Annotated in this window: 16 protein-coding genes; 9 read left to right on the top strand and 7 right to left on the bottom strand. The window is 60.2% G+C overall.

Going from position 1 to position 16,412, the window contains the following annotated elements:
• Positions 1-259: 259 nt before the first annotated feature.
• A complete protein-coding gene (locus NW852_RS03110) occupies positions 260-481 on the bottom strand; it encodes a DUF3134 family protein (RefSeq protein WP_414363784.1) in 222 nt (73 codons plus the stop codon).
• Positions 482-578: 97 nt separating this feature from the next.
• Positions 579-1,916: a UDP-N-acetylmuramoyl-tripeptide--D-alanyl-D-alanine ligase gene (locus tag NW852_RS03105; protein WP_414426458.1), complete on the bottom strand. Its 1,338-nt coding sequence runs from the start codon at positions 1,914-1,916 to the stop codon at positions 579-581.
• A 104-nt stretch (positions 1,917-2,020) separates the two neighbouring features.
• Here NW852_RS03105 and NW852_RS03100 point away from each other — a divergent pair, with 104 nt between their 5' ends.
• A complete protein-coding gene (locus NW852_RS03100) occupies positions 2,021-2,284 on the top strand; it encodes a hypothetical protein (protein ID WP_414370512.1) in 264 nt (87 codons plus the stop codon).
• Between the two features lie 164 nt (positions 2,285-2,448).
• Complete coding sequence (locus tag NW852_RS03095; RefSeq protein WP_414370513.1) at positions 2,449-4,383, top strand: FAD-dependent oxidoreductase; 1,935 nt, start codon at positions 2,449-2,451, stop codon at positions 4,381-4,383.
• Between the two features lie 15 nt (positions 4,384-4,398).
• Here NW852_RS03095 and secF read toward each other — a convergent pair whose 3' ends face one another.
• Both secF and secD read right to left on the bottom strand, forming a co-directional pair.
• Entirely contained in the window at positions 4,399-5,394 is a 996-nt protein-coding gene (gene secF / locus NW852_RS03090; RefSeq protein ID WP_414333455.1) for a protein translocase subunit SecF, read from the bottom strand.
• Positions 5,391-6,737: a protein translocase subunit SecD gene (gene secD, locus NW852_RS03085; protein ID WP_414368019.1), complete on the bottom strand. Its 1,347-nt coding sequence runs from the start codon at positions 6,735-6,737 to the stop codon at positions 5,391-5,393. Before secD ends, secF begins: the two co-directional genes overlap by 4 nt.
• Positions 6,738-7,100: 363 nt before the next feature.
• Here secD and NW852_RS03080 point away from each other — a divergent pair, with 363 nt between their 5' ends.
• Complete coding sequence (locus NW852_RS03080; RefSeq protein ID WP_414370514.1) at positions 7,101-7,946, top strand: hypothetical protein; 846 nt, start codon at positions 7,101-7,103, stop codon at positions 7,944-7,946.
• Positions 7,947-7,952: 6 nt separating this feature from the next.
• On the opposite strand, the gene chlP is transcribed toward NW852_RS03080, so the two are convergent.
• The 3 genes from chlP to NW852_RS03065 all read right to left on the bottom strand — a co-directional run bounded on the left by chlP (position 7,953) and on the right by NW852_RS03065 (position 10,985).
• Positions 7,953-9,173, bottom strand: a complete 1,221-nt coding sequence (gene chlP / locus NW852_RS03075; protein ID WP_414370515.1) for a geranylgeranyl reductase — start codon at positions 9,171-9,173, stop codon at positions 7,953-7,955.
• A gap of 190 nt (positions 9,174-9,363) precedes the next feature.
• Positions 9,364-10,347: a DUF4335 domain-containing protein gene (locus tag NW852_RS03070; RefSeq protein WP_414426457.1), complete on the bottom strand. Its 984-nt coding sequence runs from the start codon at positions 10,345-10,347 to the stop codon at positions 9,364-9,366.
• Positions 10,344-10,985 (bottom strand): DUF3038 domain-containing protein, encoded by a 642-nt coding sequence (locus NW852_RS03065; RefSeq protein ID WP_414363774.1) that lies wholly within the window; start codon positions 10,983-10,985, stop codon positions 10,344-10,346. The genes NW852_RS03070 and NW852_RS03065 overlap by 4 nt, the downstream gene beginning before the upstream one ends.
• A 412-nt stretch (positions 10,986-11,397) precedes the next feature.
• Here NW852_RS03065 and NW852_RS03060 point away from each other — a divergent pair, with 412 nt between their 5' ends.
• From NW852_RS03060 to NW852_RS03035, 6 genes are all read left to right on the top strand, one after another.
• Positions 11,398-11,883 (top strand): FHA domain-containing protein, encoded by a 486-nt coding sequence (locus NW852_RS03060; RefSeq protein WP_414363772.1) that lies wholly within the window; start codon positions 11,398-11,400, stop codon positions 11,881-11,883.
• 53 nt (positions 11,884-11,936) lie between these two features.
• Complete coding sequence (locus NW852_RS03055) at positions 11,937-12,680, top strand: class I SAM-dependent methyltransferase (RefSeq protein WP_414363770.1); 744 nt, start codon at positions 11,937-11,939, stop codon at positions 12,678-12,680.
• Between the two features lie 17 nt (positions 12,681-12,697).
• The gene (locus NW852_RS03050; protein ID WP_414363767.1) at positions 12,698-13,480 is read left to right on the top strand and encodes an ABC transporter permease; all 783 of its coding nucleotides are present in this window, start codon (positions 12,698-12,700) and stop codon (positions 13,478-13,480) included.
• A gap of 254 nt (positions 13,481-13,734) precedes the next feature.
• A complete protein-coding gene (locus NW852_RS03045; protein WP_414363766.1) occupies positions 13,735-14,541 on the top strand; it encodes a DUF4394 domain-containing protein in 807 nt (268 codons plus the stop codon).
• A 235-nt stretch (positions 14,542-14,776) separates the two neighbouring features.
• Positions 14,777-15,358: a sigma-70 family RNA polymerase sigma factor gene (locus tag NW852_RS03040; RefSeq protein ID WP_414363765.1), complete on the top strand. Its 582-nt coding sequence runs from the start codon at positions 14,777-14,779 to the stop codon at positions 15,356-15,358.
• Positions 15,355-16,110 carry an anti-sigma factor domain-containing protein gene (locus NW852_RS03035; RefSeq protein ID WP_414363764.1) on the top strand — a complete coding sequence of 252 codons (756 nt, stop codon included), beginning with the start codon at positions 15,355-15,357 and terminating at the stop codon, positions 16,108-16,110. Before NW852_RS03040 ends, NW852_RS03035 begins: the two co-directional genes overlap by 4 nt.
• The last annotated feature ends 302 nt before the right edge of the window (positions 16,111-16,412 follow it).

The raw sequence follows: 16,412 nt of genomic DNA, 5'->3' as shown, positions 1-16,412 counted from the left end.
TACTTTTTTTACAGGGGCTGCAAGGCTAATCTCCGCTGAGGTTAGATTTGCAACAATCATCGCGGGATGATGGTAAGCAATCCAAAACAAGCTAAAAAAAAGATCCCTTGAGGCTGAGGGATCCGTTACGCTTGTTTGCATCTATTGTTTTGTTTGCTCAAGTTAGCGATCCACTTGCAGCGAAAAAGCCGACGCCCTCGACGTGTCGGGCGAAGGGATCAACGAGCTGGTGATCTCGTAACGATCTCGGCCGTCGTGCCTACTCTTCTTCTGTCTCGAAGTCCTCGTCGTACCCATCGCCGATCAAATCGTCGATATCGTCGATGTCTTCTTCGAGGACAATGTCAGGGACTTCGATGGGCTGCTCGATCAACCGGCCTTCCTGGCGCAACCAGTCGAGGATGGAAATGCTACCGGGTAAGGGCAGCACTACTGGAGGCTGATCGCGAGGTTCTTCCCGCAGAGAAGGGTTGTGGTACATGCTGTCCGGAAGAAGTGCAGCTATGAAGAGGGTGTGGTTAAGCTCCGGGTCGATGGCCTCGATAGGGGGCCGCTTATCGACTGCTTTTTAGCTTAGCTTATCCCTGCCAAGCCTGCAAAAAGCGGTGTAGCACCCGCTCCAGCTCGACGGCCCGCGCCGCCTTAAACAGCAGTCGATCCCCTGCCCGCACCTGCTGCTGCAAACCCTCCACCAGGGCAGAAGCTTCCTCAAAGCGTTCAACCTCGGCGGCTGGCTTTTCGTCAACCAGTGGCTGCATCTCCCTATCGGGATCCAAAAGCCAGACCCGCTCCAGTCCCAAGGAGGCAGCCGCCCGACCCACCTCTGCGTAGAGCTGTGGGGCATGCTCCCCCAGTTCCCGCATTGGGCCGAGGATGGCCCAGCGCCGTTTTCCCGCAGTTTGAGCCAGCAGGTGCAAAGCCGCGATCATCGCTTCCGGCGAGGCGTTGTAGGTCTCATCCCAAATCTCCACGTCCCCAGCCAGCTTGAGATGGCGATTGCGCCCCTGCAGAGGCAGCGGTAGGTCAAGGGGCTCTTGCAGGCGCTCCCAATTCAGCTCCAAGCTGCGCACAGCCGCCAGCACCCCCATCCAGTTGAGGGCGTGGTGCCTTCCGGGCAGGGGCACCGGCAAGGTCAGGCCCTCCACGGTTACGGTTTGGGCTTGTGGATCCCATGCTCCTCGCAAGTCCCCTTGGGCGAGGCCATAGGTGAGGGTTTGTCCCGACCACAGGCTGGCGGCAGTGGCCAACAGCAAGGGATCCTCACCATTGAGTACAGCCACCCCCTGCCCCAACTCCTGCAGCAGCTCACACTTGGCAGCAGCAATGGCCTCGCGGGATCCCAGCCTGCCGATGTGGGCGGTGCCGATGTGAGTAATCAAGGCATGGGTGGGGCGAGCCATCTGCGCAAGGCGGCGAATCTCGCCAGGGCCGCGCATGGCCATCTCCAGAACGGCAAACTGGTGTTCTGGTTGCAGCCGCAGCAGCGTTTGCGCCACCCCAATGTCGTTGTTGTGGTTGGCCTCGCTTTTGAGAACACTGCCGTAGCGCAAAAGAGCAGCCGCCAGCATTTCCTTGGTGGTGGTTTTGCCTGCTGAGCCGGTGATGGCCACTACCGGGATGGAAAATTGCTCCCGCCAGGCTCTGGCAAGGCGCTGATAGGCAGTCAAGGTATCGGGAACCTGGAAGTGGGGCCCCTCCACTGGCCGCTGGCTGATGACAGCAACGGCCCCCTTGCTCAGGGCTTGCGGAATAAAATCGTGCCCGTCGAAGCGTTCTCCCCGCAGCGCCACAAAAACGGATCCCGGCTGCAACTGGCGGCTGTCGGTGCAAAGGGCCTGAACCGGCAACCCCAATAGGTGGGGATCTCCCTGCAAAGGGGCTTGCAGCAGGTCGGCCACAGTTTGCAAGGTCAGCATGGAGCAGCAGGCGGAGACAGGCTATCGCGTAGGATACCAACAAAAGCCCAATCCAGCGCCAGGCACCGACCCAGCCCTTGCCATCCAGGGCTCAAAAGTTGCTTATGCCCGATTGCACCTGGTTGGATCCCCTTGTCCGGCACTTCCATCTGGGGGATCCGGAGCCACCCGCAGCCATTCAAGGGGGGCCTATTCATCAACAAACTTGGAAGCTCAACACGCGCAGGGATCCTTGTATCGTCGGGCGCCTCCATCCCCACTTTGATCCTGCTGTCACCGAAGATGACCAGGCCGCTGGCCAGTGGCTGAGACGACAAGGCTTCCCCGTTTCTCAATTTCGCCGGGCCTGCGATGGATCCCTGCCCTAGGCCTAGGGGGAAGGAAGGCGCACCTGGATGGTACTGCACGTCAGCGAAGCTGCTGCTACTCTGGATGGGGAGGTAGGGTATGCAACCTCTTTAACAGCTCTTCTCAAGAAGGGTTCTCCCGCTAGCATTGCGGAAGAAAGCTTGGGGTGTGAGGCAAAACTGAGGTGAAGACAGCCGGTAAGGGGATCCCAGCGGCGCGGCAGCAACTCAGCCACAAACGAGCTCTGGGGCTGGCGCTCCTGTCACTGCTGAGCTTTGTGGCCGGGATGGGGTTCGCTGCCCTCTCCCAGCCGGAAGGGGGATCTCCCGTTGCCCCCCTAGAGCCGGAAGTGCCCCGTTTTACGGCCCACGGCTGGCCGCTGCTGGATCCTCTGCCGCCGCCGGACGAGATCTGGGAGTGCGAGCTGGTGGTGGTGGGCGGATCCCTGGGAGGCGTGGCGGCTGCAGGCCAAGCCATGCGGGGGGGTGTGCAAACCTGCCTCATCGAGCTCACCCCCTGGCTAGGGGGGCAGATCACCTCGCAGGGGGTATCGGCCCTCGACGAGTCCCTTCCCATGCGGCAGCGGGGCAATTTTTCCCGCCACTGGCTGGAGTTTAAGGCCCTGATCGAAAGTCAGCCGCTGCATCTGCCCGCCTGGACAGGGATCCCGCCGGGAACCCGCGTGACCAAGATCAACAGTTGCTGGGTAGGGGGGCTGTGTTTTCCGCCCCAGGCGGGTCTGCAGGCGGTGGAAACCTGGCTGCGGCAGGCGGCTCAGTCTGCTCCCCAGAGTCGCTGGGCCACCCAGACCGCTTTTAAGGGGGCCACCTTCAGCGCCGACGGCTCCCGCATCGAGAGCCTCTACGCCGTGCAGCGGCAGCCGCGGGATCCCAATTTTGTGCCGCCAGGGCGGCTGTGGCGGGAATTGGTGAGCTGGTATAGCTGGCAGGAGACGGAAGTGTTTGCCAAGCGGGTGCTGCGGCTGCAGGCGCCACCGGGCCGCCACCTGTTTGTTATCGACGCCACCGACACCGGCGAGCTGGTGGGCTGGGCGGGGATCCCCTACCGGCTGGGCTCAGAAGGGCGAGATCTGACGGGGGAGCCCAATGCCGCCCCGGCCAGCAACCCGGAGTGTACCCAGGCCTTTACCTTTCCCTTCGTGCTGGCCATCCACGACGATGGCGGGCGCTCCCGCGCCGAGCTGGCCCAGTTGCAGCCAGGCTACTCCCGCGCCGAGCACCGCCGCCAGTTCGACCTGGAGGGGTTTCCCACCTTCAGCGGCCAGAGCTTTTTTAACTACCGCCGCATCGTCAGCAAAGGCCGCACAGATCCCTTTTACGGCACCCCGGTTCCCGGGGATCTAACCCTGGTGAACTGGAACCGCGGCAACGACTGGGGGATCATGAACCCGCCCCTAATCCTGACAGAAGAGCGGCTGGTGGCCTCAGGGCAGCGCCACAACTGGCTGGGGGGGCTGGACGTCTCCGCCCTCAAAGATGGAGAAAACCACGCCCTGCTCTTTGCCGAGTGGCTGATGGAAACTCAGTCCCGCGCCGGCTATCCCCTCTCGTTGGTGTTTGCCGAGGACTCTTTGCTGGGCACCCGCTCCGGCCTCAGCCTCTACCCCTACATCCGGGAGGGGCGGCGCATCCTGGGGCGAGCTGCCTACGGCCAGGCGGAATTCCAGATGCTGGAGCAAGACATCCGCGTCGGCACCAGCGGGGGACGGGACTTTAGCCCCACCGCTGTAGGGGTGACTCACTACGCCATCGACATGCACGGCTGTCGCTACCGCAACTGGGAGCCTTCCCTGTCGGCCAGCTCGGCGCCCGTCAACGAGTTTTCCGTCCGCCCCATCGTCATCCCCCTAGAGGCCCTGATCCCCCAGAAAGTGGATAACCTGCTCATCGGCGGCAAAGGGATCGCCGTCAGCCACATCGTCAACGCCGCCACCCGCACCCATTACGGCGAGTGGACCATCGGCTCAGCAGCGGGGCTCATCGTAGCCTGGTTGCACAGCCAGGATCCCGGTTTGATCCCGGCCCAGATTGTGCCGCAGGGCAAGATGGCCGACTTGCAGCGCTACCTGGTTGCCCACGGACAGCGGCTGCACTGGTAGGCAGTTGCCGCCGCCCTACCCCTCTGCGCCGGAAGGCAGCGCCTCGGGATCCCCTTTTCCGCCATAGCGCCGCTGCCGCCACCACACCAGCAGAGGGCTGGCGATGAAGATGCTGGAATAGACCCCCAAGCTAAAGCCAATGAGCAAAGCAATGGCAAACCCCTTCAGGGTGGCTCCCCCAAAAATGGCAATGGCCACCAGGGGCAGCATCGTTGTCAGGGTGGTGTTCAAAGAGCGGGCAAAAGTCTGGTTTAGAGATAGGTTCACCACCTCGGCAAAGCTGACCTTGCGGCTGACCAGACGCAGATTTTCCCGGATGCGGTCGTAGATAACCACCGTGTCGTTGACGGAAAAACCAATGATGGTTAGCAGCGCCACCACAAACAGGCTGTCCACCTCCATGCCCACCGTTAGGCCCAAAAGGGCAAACAGACCTGTTGTCAGCACCACATCGTGCAGCAAGGCCACAATGGCAAACACCGCGTAATCCCACTGGAAGCGCAGGGCCAGATACACCACAATGAGCCCAAAAGAGATGAGCACAGCCACGAGGCCGGAACGCAAGAGCAAGCGCCCCACCGTCGGGCCTACCGTCTCCACTAGGTTGCGCTCAAAAGGGCCTACCTGTTGCCGCAGCGTCTCCTCTACCGCTAGGCGCTCCTGCTCAGTCAAAGGGGGCATGCGGATCAAGGCTTCCTGACTGGTCTGGGTGTCCAGTTGGATGATGCTGCTGCCCAGGTTGTGTTCCTGCAGCGCCCGCCGCAGCTCTTCGGTGGTGACAGGCCGCTCAAAACGCAGATCCAGCAAGGTGCCGCCGGCAAAATCCAGCCCCAGCCGCAGCGGTGTCCCTAGAGAGGCCAGAGAAAAGGCCATGCTGACCAGCCCCACCAGCAACACCGCCAGGGAAAGGGTAAACCAAAGCTTGCTGCGCCCGACGATGTCGAAGCGGTAGTCAAGCAACCGCCGGGATCCCACCGCCGGATCGGGGGGGGATAACTCTTGCGCCGTCATGATTGAGCCGCCTCCATGCGAACGCCGTAAAACTCAGGTTTGCGCAGGGCAGGGATCCCCATTGCCGCCAGCAGCAGGGTGCGGGTGCAGGTGATGGCCGTGAAAAAGCTTACCAGAATGCCAATGGCCAAGGTGACGGCAAAGCCTTTCACCAGCCCCATCCCCAGCCAGAAAAGTACGCCACAGACCAAAAGGGTGGTGACGTTGCTGTCGAGGATGCTGCTGAAGGCGCGATTAAACCCTTCCGAGATGGACTTATAGATGGACTTGCCCGCCCGCAGCTCCTCCTTGATGCGCTCGAAGATCAGCACGTTGGCATCCACCGCCATGCCGATGCTGAGGATAAAGCCGGCGATCCCTGGCAGGGTCATGGTCACCCCCAGCAGTTGGAACAGAGCAAACGTACAGAGGGCGTAGATGAGAAGAGCGAGGTCGGCAATGAGCCCCGGCAGGCGGTAGTAGGCCACCATAAAGACAAAAACCAGCACCAGGCCGCCAATGCCGGCATAGAGGCTGCGGCGCACGCTCTCTTCCCCCAACGTGGCCCCGACGGTGCGGTTTTCAATGACGCGAATGGGAACCGGCAGCGCCCCCGCCTTGAGCTTCACCGCCAGATCGGTGGCGGTTTCCACCGTGAAATTGCCCGTGATCACCGCCGTTCCGCCGGTAATGCCGGTGCGAGCAAACTCCGGCCCCACGATGGGGGCGCTGATCAGCACGTCGTCGAGAAAAATGCCAAGCGGACGCCCTGTTCCGGCCAACTCTCGGGTGAGCTGAGTAAACTTTTCTGCCCCTTCTGGCTTGAACTCCAACAGCACTTCCCAGCTCTGGGATCCGCGACGAGGGGCTTGGGGATAGGCGTTGCGCAGCAGATCCCCTGTCAGGCCGACCCGTTCAAACAGGGCGTCGGGATCCTCCCCCGCCGTTATCTCCCCCCGCTCGTTGCGGGGCAGGGCGCTGACCGGCACCAAGCCCTTGCGAAACTCCAACTGGGCCGTATCGCCCAAAAGAGCAATGGCCCGATCCGGATCCGCCACCCCCGGCAGTTGTACGAACAGGCGGTCTTGGCCGCTGATCTGCACCAGAGGCTCGGCCACCCCCAGGCCGTTGATCCGCTGCTGGATCACCGCCTCCACCCCCTGCATCACCTCAGAGGTGATCTCGGGTACCTCTTCCGTAGGCAAAGCCTGCAGGGTGAGCTGCGTCCCTCCTTTGAGGTCAAGGCCAAGGCGAACTTCGCGGCTAAAGCCCAGATAGACGAGGGCAGCCACCACTGCCAAGATAAAGATCAGCCCTCGCAGAAAAGCGAGGCGACTGAGCCACAAAGCTGGAGATCTGGCCATACTGCTGAAAAAGTGAGGAATACGGGCGCACTCGATCCGAGGCCCTCAGGATTTCGGCACTTTTTGATCCTATCGCACACGGGATCCCCCACCTGACCCGTTGGAAAACGGCAGCGGCAGGAGCATCCAAGTAGGGTTTCTGGGAATCCGCTGCAGAGGCAACCGCGAGCTTCTCAGAAGATGGGCGCTCGGCTGCCGAGCCAAGCAACGAGAAGATAAAGTTGAAAGCCGCTAAACAAGCGCTGTCCCCTCTTGGTTTGTGCTAGCCCTAGGGCTAGGCTATTGCCATCTCAGGGCAGCAGGCAACATCTGGTGCATTTGGCTCTACCCCGACATCGGCGAGTTAAGGGAGGGAAAGTTGAGGTGAATTGGAGACGGACTTACTATCTCCCTGGGTTGCTCTCGGCTCTAGCTCTAGGGGGATCCCCCGCCTGGGCCGGAGAGTATTTCACCGAGGAAGTGACCAGCCCTAGCCTGGAGATCATTCACGGCTGGCGGCAGGAAGTGTACGGCATTAACGTCACCATCACCAACACCAGCCTGGGATCTTTTCGGGTGCCGCTGGAAATCGATATGGAGGATCGAGCTAGCTGTGAGCGGGCCGACTTGGTGCTGACGAACAATCGCATTATGCCGATGGGATCCTTTCAAGACTGCATTCTCAACATCTTTCCCTACCTGGATAAATTCATCAACCAAGAGGTCGCCAGCATTCGGGTCACCCTCAAAGGGCCGGCCCCCCTCCTGGAAATTCCCCTGGAAGAGTCGGATCGGCTGATCTTGGCCCAGGTGGCTAACCAATCGCGGGAGGCCTTTGTCTTCTTTCAGCAGGAGTTGGCCCGCGTTTTGGAGCTCTTGAAGCAGTCGGATCCCGGCCAGACCAAGACGGCCCCAGCAACAGCCAGCCCAACACCGACTGCTGCCGCCGAATCTGCGCCCAACCCGGGAGATTTCGTAATCGTGGGATCCATTCGAGAAGAACGGGTAGGTGCAGGCAGCCGCCTGAGCGTGGAGGCGATCAACCGCAGCACCCGCACCGTCCTCAACGCTCGTGCTCGCTTCACGTTCTACCAGGGAGAGGAGGTGGTGGAGACGCGGGTGGCCGCGTTTGAGCCCAGCGACGTGCCACCGGGACAACGGGCCTCTGCTAGTGTTCTGAAAACCGATGGCAATTGGAATCGGGTCACCGTCACCTTCCAGTGGCAGTAGGGATCCCTAGGGTGCCAGGGCGTTCCCTCGCAGCAGGCTGCCCAGAGTCTTGACAGTGATCTTGAACTGCACCCAAGGGCTCATGGGCACCACCGTCTTGTAGAGGTAGCTATCAAAGGTCATTCGCTGCACATCTCGGTCAGCGCACATCTCCACAAAGGCCTCGCGGGTGGCGTTGGAACGGTAGAACACCCGTTGTAAAATGTCCAAAACCTTGTAGGTTAGACCGTATTGGCGATCCCAACGCTTGAGGTACAGCTTGAGATCCTCCTCACTGGGGATGCGCTTCCCGCCATTGGAGGTCTCGACGATGGTCTCGGCGCACATGCGGCCCGACTTGGCGGCAAAATAGATTCCCTCGCCGCTGGACTTGGTTACATAGCCTGCCGCATCTCCTACCAAAGCCGCCCGACCCACCACACGGCGCGGACGCGGATGCTCTGGGATCGGATGGGCCTCCACCTTGATCACCTGGCCCCCCCGAATCCGCTCGGCAGCGCGGGCGCGGATCCCGGCCTGCAACTTTTGGATCTGGGCTTGGTTGACCTTCATGGTGCCGGTGCCCACTGCCACGTGGTCGCACTTGGGGAACACCCAGGCATAGAAGTCTGGAGAAACATCGTCCCCCACATACATCTCTGCCCGCTCCTCGTAGTAGGCCATTTTGTCGTCGGGGAGCCGAATCCGCTCCTGAAAGGCCAGCGCATAGTTGTAGTCGCCGGCACCGATGGCTTCTGCCACCTTGGAGTGAAAGCCATCTGCCCCAATCACCAGATCCACCGCCAGCGAACGGGGTACTCCCCGATTTGAGCCGTCCGAAAAGTCGCTGTAGTGCAGGATGTAGGGATCCCGACCATTTTGCGGGATTTCCAGATGCATCACCTTGCCGTGGATGAGCTCCGCCCCTTTTTGGCGGGCGCGGTTGCGTAAGAAGGCATCCAGGATCTCGCGGCGGCACATGCCGATATACTCATTTTCCTTTTCGAGGGCGATATCCACCTCGTAGTTGGAAGGGGAGATCATCTTCATCTTGCGCACTTTGCGGTCGATGATCTCCTCAGGGAGGTCGAACTCCGAGACCATACAGAGGGGAATGGCGCCCCCGCAGGGCTTGGCGTTGTCTAGCTTCCGCTCAAACAAAAAGGTCTCGATTCCGGCTTGGGCTAGAACTTCGGCGGCAGAGGCTCCGGCTGGGCCACCCCCAACAACAGCAACTCTCAGGCTCAAGGCGCTCTCCTCGCTGCAAATGCATCGGCTCGTCAGACAGCAGGCATCCTACCACAGCTCCCCAAAAGCGTTGCCAACCTTGACGAAGTATTGCAGTTCGGCTGGGCTCAAGGGCACGTGCTTCAGCGCTGAGAAAGGGAGCCGCCCGGCCTCAACGCTAGAGGTTGTGACGTTCTCCTCAGCCTGGATTTCAGAGTGGTTCTATCTGGGCCACTTCCACCCGGTTCTCTGGCCCTAGGCTAACGCGGAACTGTTTGGCACCTGTCGGCAAGGGATCCGGCGCCACCTCCGGCAGGTTGGCAAGAGGAGTTTCGGCGCGGCGTTCCCGGGCCAGCTCATTCTCCGGCTCGGCAGCCAACAGGGATCCCGTCTCGTCCACGCTTACCCGATAGACCAGGCTCTCTTGCAAATCGGAGGAAGACTGCCATTGCTCTGCCAGGGTGTCTCGCAGACGGAGAAGGGGATCTTCAGCCAAAGGGGGAGGGGATCCCACCGTTTTGCCGGGTTGCTCCGGCACGGTGAGCTGCTCCTGCACCGAGTTGGAGGCAGTAGGATCCCTGTCCTCCGGGGTGCGGCTGGCCCAGAGGCCAACTCCGGCCACCAGGGCGATCCCTCCCACCAGCAGCGCTGCGATCCCGGCAGGCTGTCGATACCAAGCTTGCGTCACCGGAGTTGCCAAACTGTCCAGTTGGGGCAAGTCATCGGCCACCTGAGAGAGGTTCTCTAGCAGGTCGTACAACTGGGTCATCGACAAATCCACCTGGGCAATCTGATTCTCCCCTTGGCGCACCGTGAGGCGATGAAAAATGAAATCGAGCGGACGGATGGCCACAGTGCCACTGAAGGTTCCCTTGGGGGCTCCACAGAGCTGGGATCCAACGTAGCGGTCGATCACGGTAATCAAATCCTTGAGCCAAGTGCTGTCTCCCTGCAGCGTTTTGGTGGTCTCCCCCTGGCGAATTTCCAACTGACACACAAAGTTGTGCTGAATCGCTCGCGGTGGCAGCGCCGAAGAGGTGCCTGCAGATTCGGGTGGGCTGGGCGCCTCTCCCCGCACTGTGAGCGTCGAGGTCGGTTGTTGATAGGTGTAGCTGAGGGTAACGCCGGGCATAACAACTCGCAGGCAAACAACACAGGCAAGAATCTCAAGGGCGATGAGACAAGACCGTCTCAAGGAGAGGGCAAAGCATCCGATCCGGAGCTATGGGCTACCTCCCCTTCTTCGTCGCTGCTGGCGGGCAGATCCATCTCAGGGCGGTTGAGCAGAGCTTTCCACAGGCGTTGTGCCCCTCTCGGGCTGCTGTAAAACATCAGCTCGATCAAGATGCGCAGGGCCAGCTCAGCAAGGCTGTTCTCGTCGCGCACATCCCCATCCACCATGCGGCTGCGGTAGTGGGAGATAAACTCATCCAGGTAATCGCCCACCAGTGGCTGATGGAAAGGGCTGAGCTCTTGCTCGACAGCGGTTTCCAGTTGCTCTAAGGTGCTGCGGATGCGGGCCTGTCGCTGGGCCGCCAGGTGAGCAATCACCATCACTAGGGCGCGCGCCTCTTCGATATCGACTTCTTTTCGCCCGCCGCTGCTGCGGCGCAGAGGGTTGGCATTGCGCAGCCGCCAGAGAATGACCCGATCGCCGATCTGCTTTTCCAAGTTCAGAGCCTTGGCTGCTGCCAGAACTGCCTCGGAACTCTCCCCACTTAAAGACTCCAGCCCCAGCAACAACAAATCCAACTGGGCTTTGATGGTTGCGGTAGCTGTGGTGAGGCCGGCGGGCTGAGGGTCTAACTGAGTCTGCTTAGGTTCCACCGTCACGCTGTCAATGGGAGCTTTTGGCTTTGGTAGGACTCTATGATCTCTTGTCTGGGGCAAACCTGCAACCTGATTCCCCTGCGCTTGAGGGAAAAAGGCTCTTGGCTCATGGCTCTGGTGGCTTAAGGCATTTGCGGCTGGGGGATCCCACAGGTCAAGCCCAAATCACTGTCCCTCTCCCCTCACCCCATTGCCTCTTTTGCCCCGCACCCCCCGCTTCTTGCTTTGGGAATTGCTGCCCTTGAGGGAAAGCCATGGGAAAAGATACGATTGGTAAGGGTAACCTCTTCTACAAGCTTACGACGCGCAACAAAGGATTTTCTCCGGCCCGGCTTGACTTCTCTGGGCTTGCCTGGAGCTTCGGGGCCACTGCTTTTGACTATATCAGCCACGTTGCGCCTACCTGCGCACGGTTATGAATGCTTTCGCCGCCCAATCCAGCCCTGCTCACTTGGTCTTGATCTTCACGGATCGGGTAGGCCGGCGCGGCGTTGTCTTGGACAAGATTTACTACTCGGTAGGGCGAGCCCCCAGCAACCACATCCGCCTCTACGACCCCTGTGTTTCGCGAGAGCATGCCCTAATTATCCGCATCCCGGAAGAGAACCGAGCCGGATACGGTTACATGATCTTTGACGGCAACTCGGGATCCCGCCGCAGCACCAATGGTTTGTTCGTTAACGGTAAAGCGGTTTTGTCCCATCGGCTACAGCTTTTTGACAAGATAAGGTTTGGACCGAATGTAACAGCCATCGTGGAGAGCACCGACCGCCTCAGCCCAGAGACGCTGGCAGCCCTGTTGCAGCCGCCGGCCCTCGACAAAAACGCCACCCTGGAGGGATCCCAGAGAGAGACCTCCAAAGAGTTGCCCCGAGAGAACGACGACTTCACCGCTGCTTGATTCCCTCTCCTGAATTATCCTGAATCCAGCGCCCTACCGAGTTTTGGGTTTCCGTGTCTCTCATTCCTCCTGCGCTGAGCGGCTACTGGCAAAATGGCTTTGACCTAGAAGCTCACTTGGGATCCTTCCTTGGCCTTGAGGCGGGTGAACTGCGGGAGAAGCTGCGGCTGGGGCAACAGCAGTTGGCGGAGCTGGGCCGGCGCGACTTCGGCTGGGATCAGGCAGACGCCTTTTACCGGGATCGGGTGGGATCCGCCTATTTGCTGGACTTAGCCGCTTGGCACCTGAGCAGCACCGACTACATCGGCAATACCCTGCGCCTGGTGGCGGATCAGGCCCGCGGGCGGGTGCTGGATTTTGGCGGCGGCATTGGTACCCACGCCATTGGGGCGGCTCTCTGCCCGGCGGTGGAGCAGGTGATTTTTTGGGATCTCAACCCCATCCATCGGCAGTTTGTGCAACTGCGGGCGGAAAAGTTGGGCCTAAGCGAACGGATCCACTGCCCGGAAACCTTCCCGCAAGGGATCCCCTTTGACACCGTCATCTGCTTCGATGTGGTGGAACATTTGCCGGATCCGGCAGCGCAGTTGCGTCAGTTTTACACTTGGCTCAAGCCGGAAGGCAAATTGTTGATCAACTGGTACTTTTTCAAGGGGTTTAATGGCGAATTCCCCTTCCACCTAGACGACCCGCAAAAAGTCGAGCAATTCTTTCAGGTATTGCAAAGCCATTTCCTAGAAGTGTTTCATCCCTATTTCATCACCGCCCGCTGCTACCGTAAGTGGAATAAAAGCTGAGATTGGAGAGAGAACGAATGCTGCGCTACTTGCGGGTGCTGTGGCTATTTTGGAGCACTTCTGTAGCAGCAGAAATGGAGTACCGCGCCAACTTCTTTTTTGCCAGCCTCAGCAGCTTAGGCGGCCTCGTGTCAGCTCTGTTTGGGCTTTCACTGTTCTATCAGCAGGGGCACCGCCTGGGGGGTTGGAGCTGGCCGGAGGCGCTCATCGTCTTGGGCATGTTCACCATCTTGCAGGGGGTGTCGGCCAGCCTCTTTAACGTCAACTTAAACCGCATCGTGCAGCAGGTGCAGGAGGGCACTCTGGATTTTGTTTTGCTCAAGCCCATTAGTAGCCAGTTTTGGCTGTCAACCCGGGTGTTCTCTCCCTGGGGCCTGGTGGATATCGGCTTTGGCCTGGTGCTGATTCTCTACGCCGGGATCCAGTTGCGCCTGCCGGCCTGGGCCTATGTTTTGGGTTTATTGCTCCTGCTCCTGGGATTGGTCATCCTCTACAGCCTCTGGTTTATGCTGGGGGCCACCAGCATCTGGTTTGTCAAGATCTACAACGTCACCGAGGTGCTGCGGGGCTTGGTAGAGGCGGGGCGCTTCCCCCTGGTGGCCTATCCGGTGGCCTATCGGCTGTTTTTTACCTTCGTTGTGCCGGTGGCTTTCTTGACCACAGTACCGGCGGAAACCCTGTTGGGGCGAGCCCAGTGGCCGTGGCTTGTGGGATCCGCCCTGCTGGCAGTGGGGCTGCTGGTCGGATCCCATTTGTTCTGGCGCTTTGCCCTGCGCTTTTACACCAGCGCCTCTAGCTAAAATCTCCGTCCAAACATCTCCATCCTAAGCATCCAAGCAGCGAGGATGGGAGTAATTGCTACAGAAGCGCCCCATGCGCCGCCCCAGAGTTGGATCTTCTCCTCAAGGGAAGGGCAAAAATAGGTTCCCACCCTGGGAATAGGATCCCTCAGGCTCATTTTTTTAAGGGCAAAAGCAATTCTCGCTGCAGCGATCTGTAGCTACCTATTTGGTGGCGCAGAGGGATAGTTTTCTTGTTTTAGGGAGCATTTTCCATGCGCAAGCGCCTGCAATGTGTGGCCGTATCTGTGGCAGCCGGTAGCCTAGCTCTGCTGGGCTGCAGCAACAGCAATCCTTCTCCGATGGCGATGATCCCCTCCCAAGCGGATTTGGTGGCCCTGGGCAGCGGCAATCGCCTCACCCTCATCCGCTCTGCCGATGCCTCTGTGCAGGGATCCCTGACGGTGACGGGGGTGAGCGGCAGTTTGATCGGTATCGATGTCCGTCCTGCCAATCGCCTGCTCTACGGCCTCACCGACGCCAACATCCTCTACACCATCAACTTGCAAACTGGCGCCGCCAGCGTGGCCAGTACCCTGTCGGTTCCCTTTACGGCGGGCACGCTGTCCGGTATGGACTTCAACCCCGTCCCGGATCGCCTGCGCCTGGTGGGAGCCAACGGCCAGAACTTCCGCATCAATGTCGACACGGGCGAAGTGATCCAAGATAGACCTCTGGCCTTTGGCCCGATGGAGCTGCAGGGATCCCGCCCGGCTGTTACCGCTGCCGCCTACACCAACAGCGTGGCCGGCGCCCAATCCACACGGCTGCTGAACATCGACGGCGAGCGCAACCTGCTGCTATTTCAGAACCCGCCCAACGACGGGGTGCAAATGCCGATTGGCCTCCTGGGCGTGAACTTCGGCCCGGTGGGCGGGTTTGACATCCGTACGGTCGGCGGGGTGGATACCGGCTTTGCCATCGGCGGCTCCACCCTGTATCGAATTGACCTGAATACAGGTCGCGCCACCTCTGTGGGCACGCTGCCGGGTGGGCCGTTCCTCGGCTTGGCCGCTCTCTAGGAAGGTCAGCCCCGGATCGTTGCAGTTTAATCATTTTTCTGGCCAATTGTTGCTGTTTTGTTTCAGCCCGATCCCAGCTCGGGAGAGGGCTTTCTGCGCTTTCTCCAGCGGGGTTGACTTCATGCCTATGCAGGCGATAAATTATGAAGGTCATTACTCTTTCTGGCTTGCCCCAGGCAGGGCTTGCTTCTCTCTAAATACCTTCCTGCCACCGTTCTATTTGCACTTTTTCTCCATGAAGATTGAGGGTGATAAAGCTGAACGATCCCTGCAGGAGAAAAGCGATGCGGAGGTGTTTTCAGCCCTCAAGGCAGGCCAATCCCAAGCTTTGGCCATCCTCTACGACCGGCACGCCGGTTTAGTGTACGGAATTGCCTGCAAGATGTTGGGCAACTCTGCCGAGGCCGAAGATCTGACGCAGGACATTTTTCTGAGTTTGGCCCGTTCTTCCTTCGATCCCAAGCGGGGATCCCTGCGCACTTACCTAGGCATTTTGGCCCGCTCCCGCTGCTTGGATCGGCTGCGCTCCTGGCGCAATCGACAGCGATCCCTGGAACGGGGCAGAGTGGAATTACAGGGCAACGCCGCCGAGGATACGGCCCTGGAGCAATTGGCCCGCGCTGATCAGGCAGTGGAGGTGCAAACGGCTTTGGCCGAGCTCTCTGAACATCAACGCCAAATCCTCAAAATGGCCTATTACGAAGGCATGAGCCAGACAGAAATTGCCAAGCAATTGGATCTGCCTTTGGGAACGGTTAAAGCCAGAGCCCGCCGAGGCTTGCTGCGGCTGCGCGAGTTGCTGGGAGGCGCCCTATGAAAGCCGAGTCTGTGTCTCCCGAGGAACTGCAACTGTGGCTGGCCGGCTACGTGCTGGGGGATCTCTCCCCAGAAGAGGCCGACCGACTGGAAGCGGTGCTCAAGCTGCGCCCGGAGCTACAGCAGGAGCTGCAAGCCCTGCAACAGATCCTGGAGAGGGCCTACGGCGTCGAAGAAAAGCAACCTCCCCCCAGCTTGCGGGCTTCTCTGCTGCAAGCCTACACAGAGCCGGCGCCCAAACCCCTCCCCACTTCCGGCTTGGCCATTCAGGGATCCCCACGCTGGCAGCGGGGCCTGGCGGCACTGGCAGCGGGGTTAATGGTCGCCCTAGGACTGGGGAACCTGTACCTGTGGCGCAGGCTGCAACTGGCCCAGATGGAAGGGATCCCGGTCGAGGTGTTGACTTATGAATTGCAGCCGACGGCAGAAAACGTGACTGGCTCGGTTACGGTAGAGGTGGATCCGCAGGGCTTGCGAGGGAAGCTAGTGGCCCGTGGTTTGCCGCCGCTGCCGGAGGGCCGCGTCTATGCGCTCTGGGTGGTGCTGGAACCGGAAGCGCCTTTCACCAAGGATAAGGCGGGGGCGATCCTCACTGCCGCTTTTCGAGTAGACGCGGTGGGGAATCAAGAACAGGAGCTGCGCCTACCGCCAGTGTTTGCATCCGCAGAATGGGTGCGGGCGGTGGCCATTACCGAGGAAGATGGCAGCCGGCCCCAAGAGCACCAGGGATCCCCTCTGTGGATTTCCGGCTAGCCGGAGCAGGGGCCAACCAACATAGGTCTGTCCCAGGGCATGGCCGTGCTCACCTGTCCAGGATCCCTCTGAGGGCACTTTCGTCGATGTGGATCGGCAAAAGACAGTGCCAGGCGGCGCACCCCCCCCCAGCCACCCTACCGTTGGGAAAAGTTGTGGGCGCACCGGAAGTGTATCAGCATTAAGATGAGGGTCACTACCCCGGCACAGCAAAAGCCAACTTGGAGGTCACCCTATGGGCGAAGCGAAGCGCCGCAAAACCCGCAAAAGCCCCGATCCTGACCAAGAGCTACTGTTTCCCC

This window comes from Synechococcus sp. H60.1, from assembly GCF_047462335.1.
Lineage (GTDB): Bacteria > Cyanobacteriota > Cyanobacteriia > Thermostichales > Thermostichaceae > Thermostichus.
The sequence above is the reverse complement of the archived record's forward strand: the minus strand, read 5'-3'. Positions and strand labels throughout refer to the sequence as shown.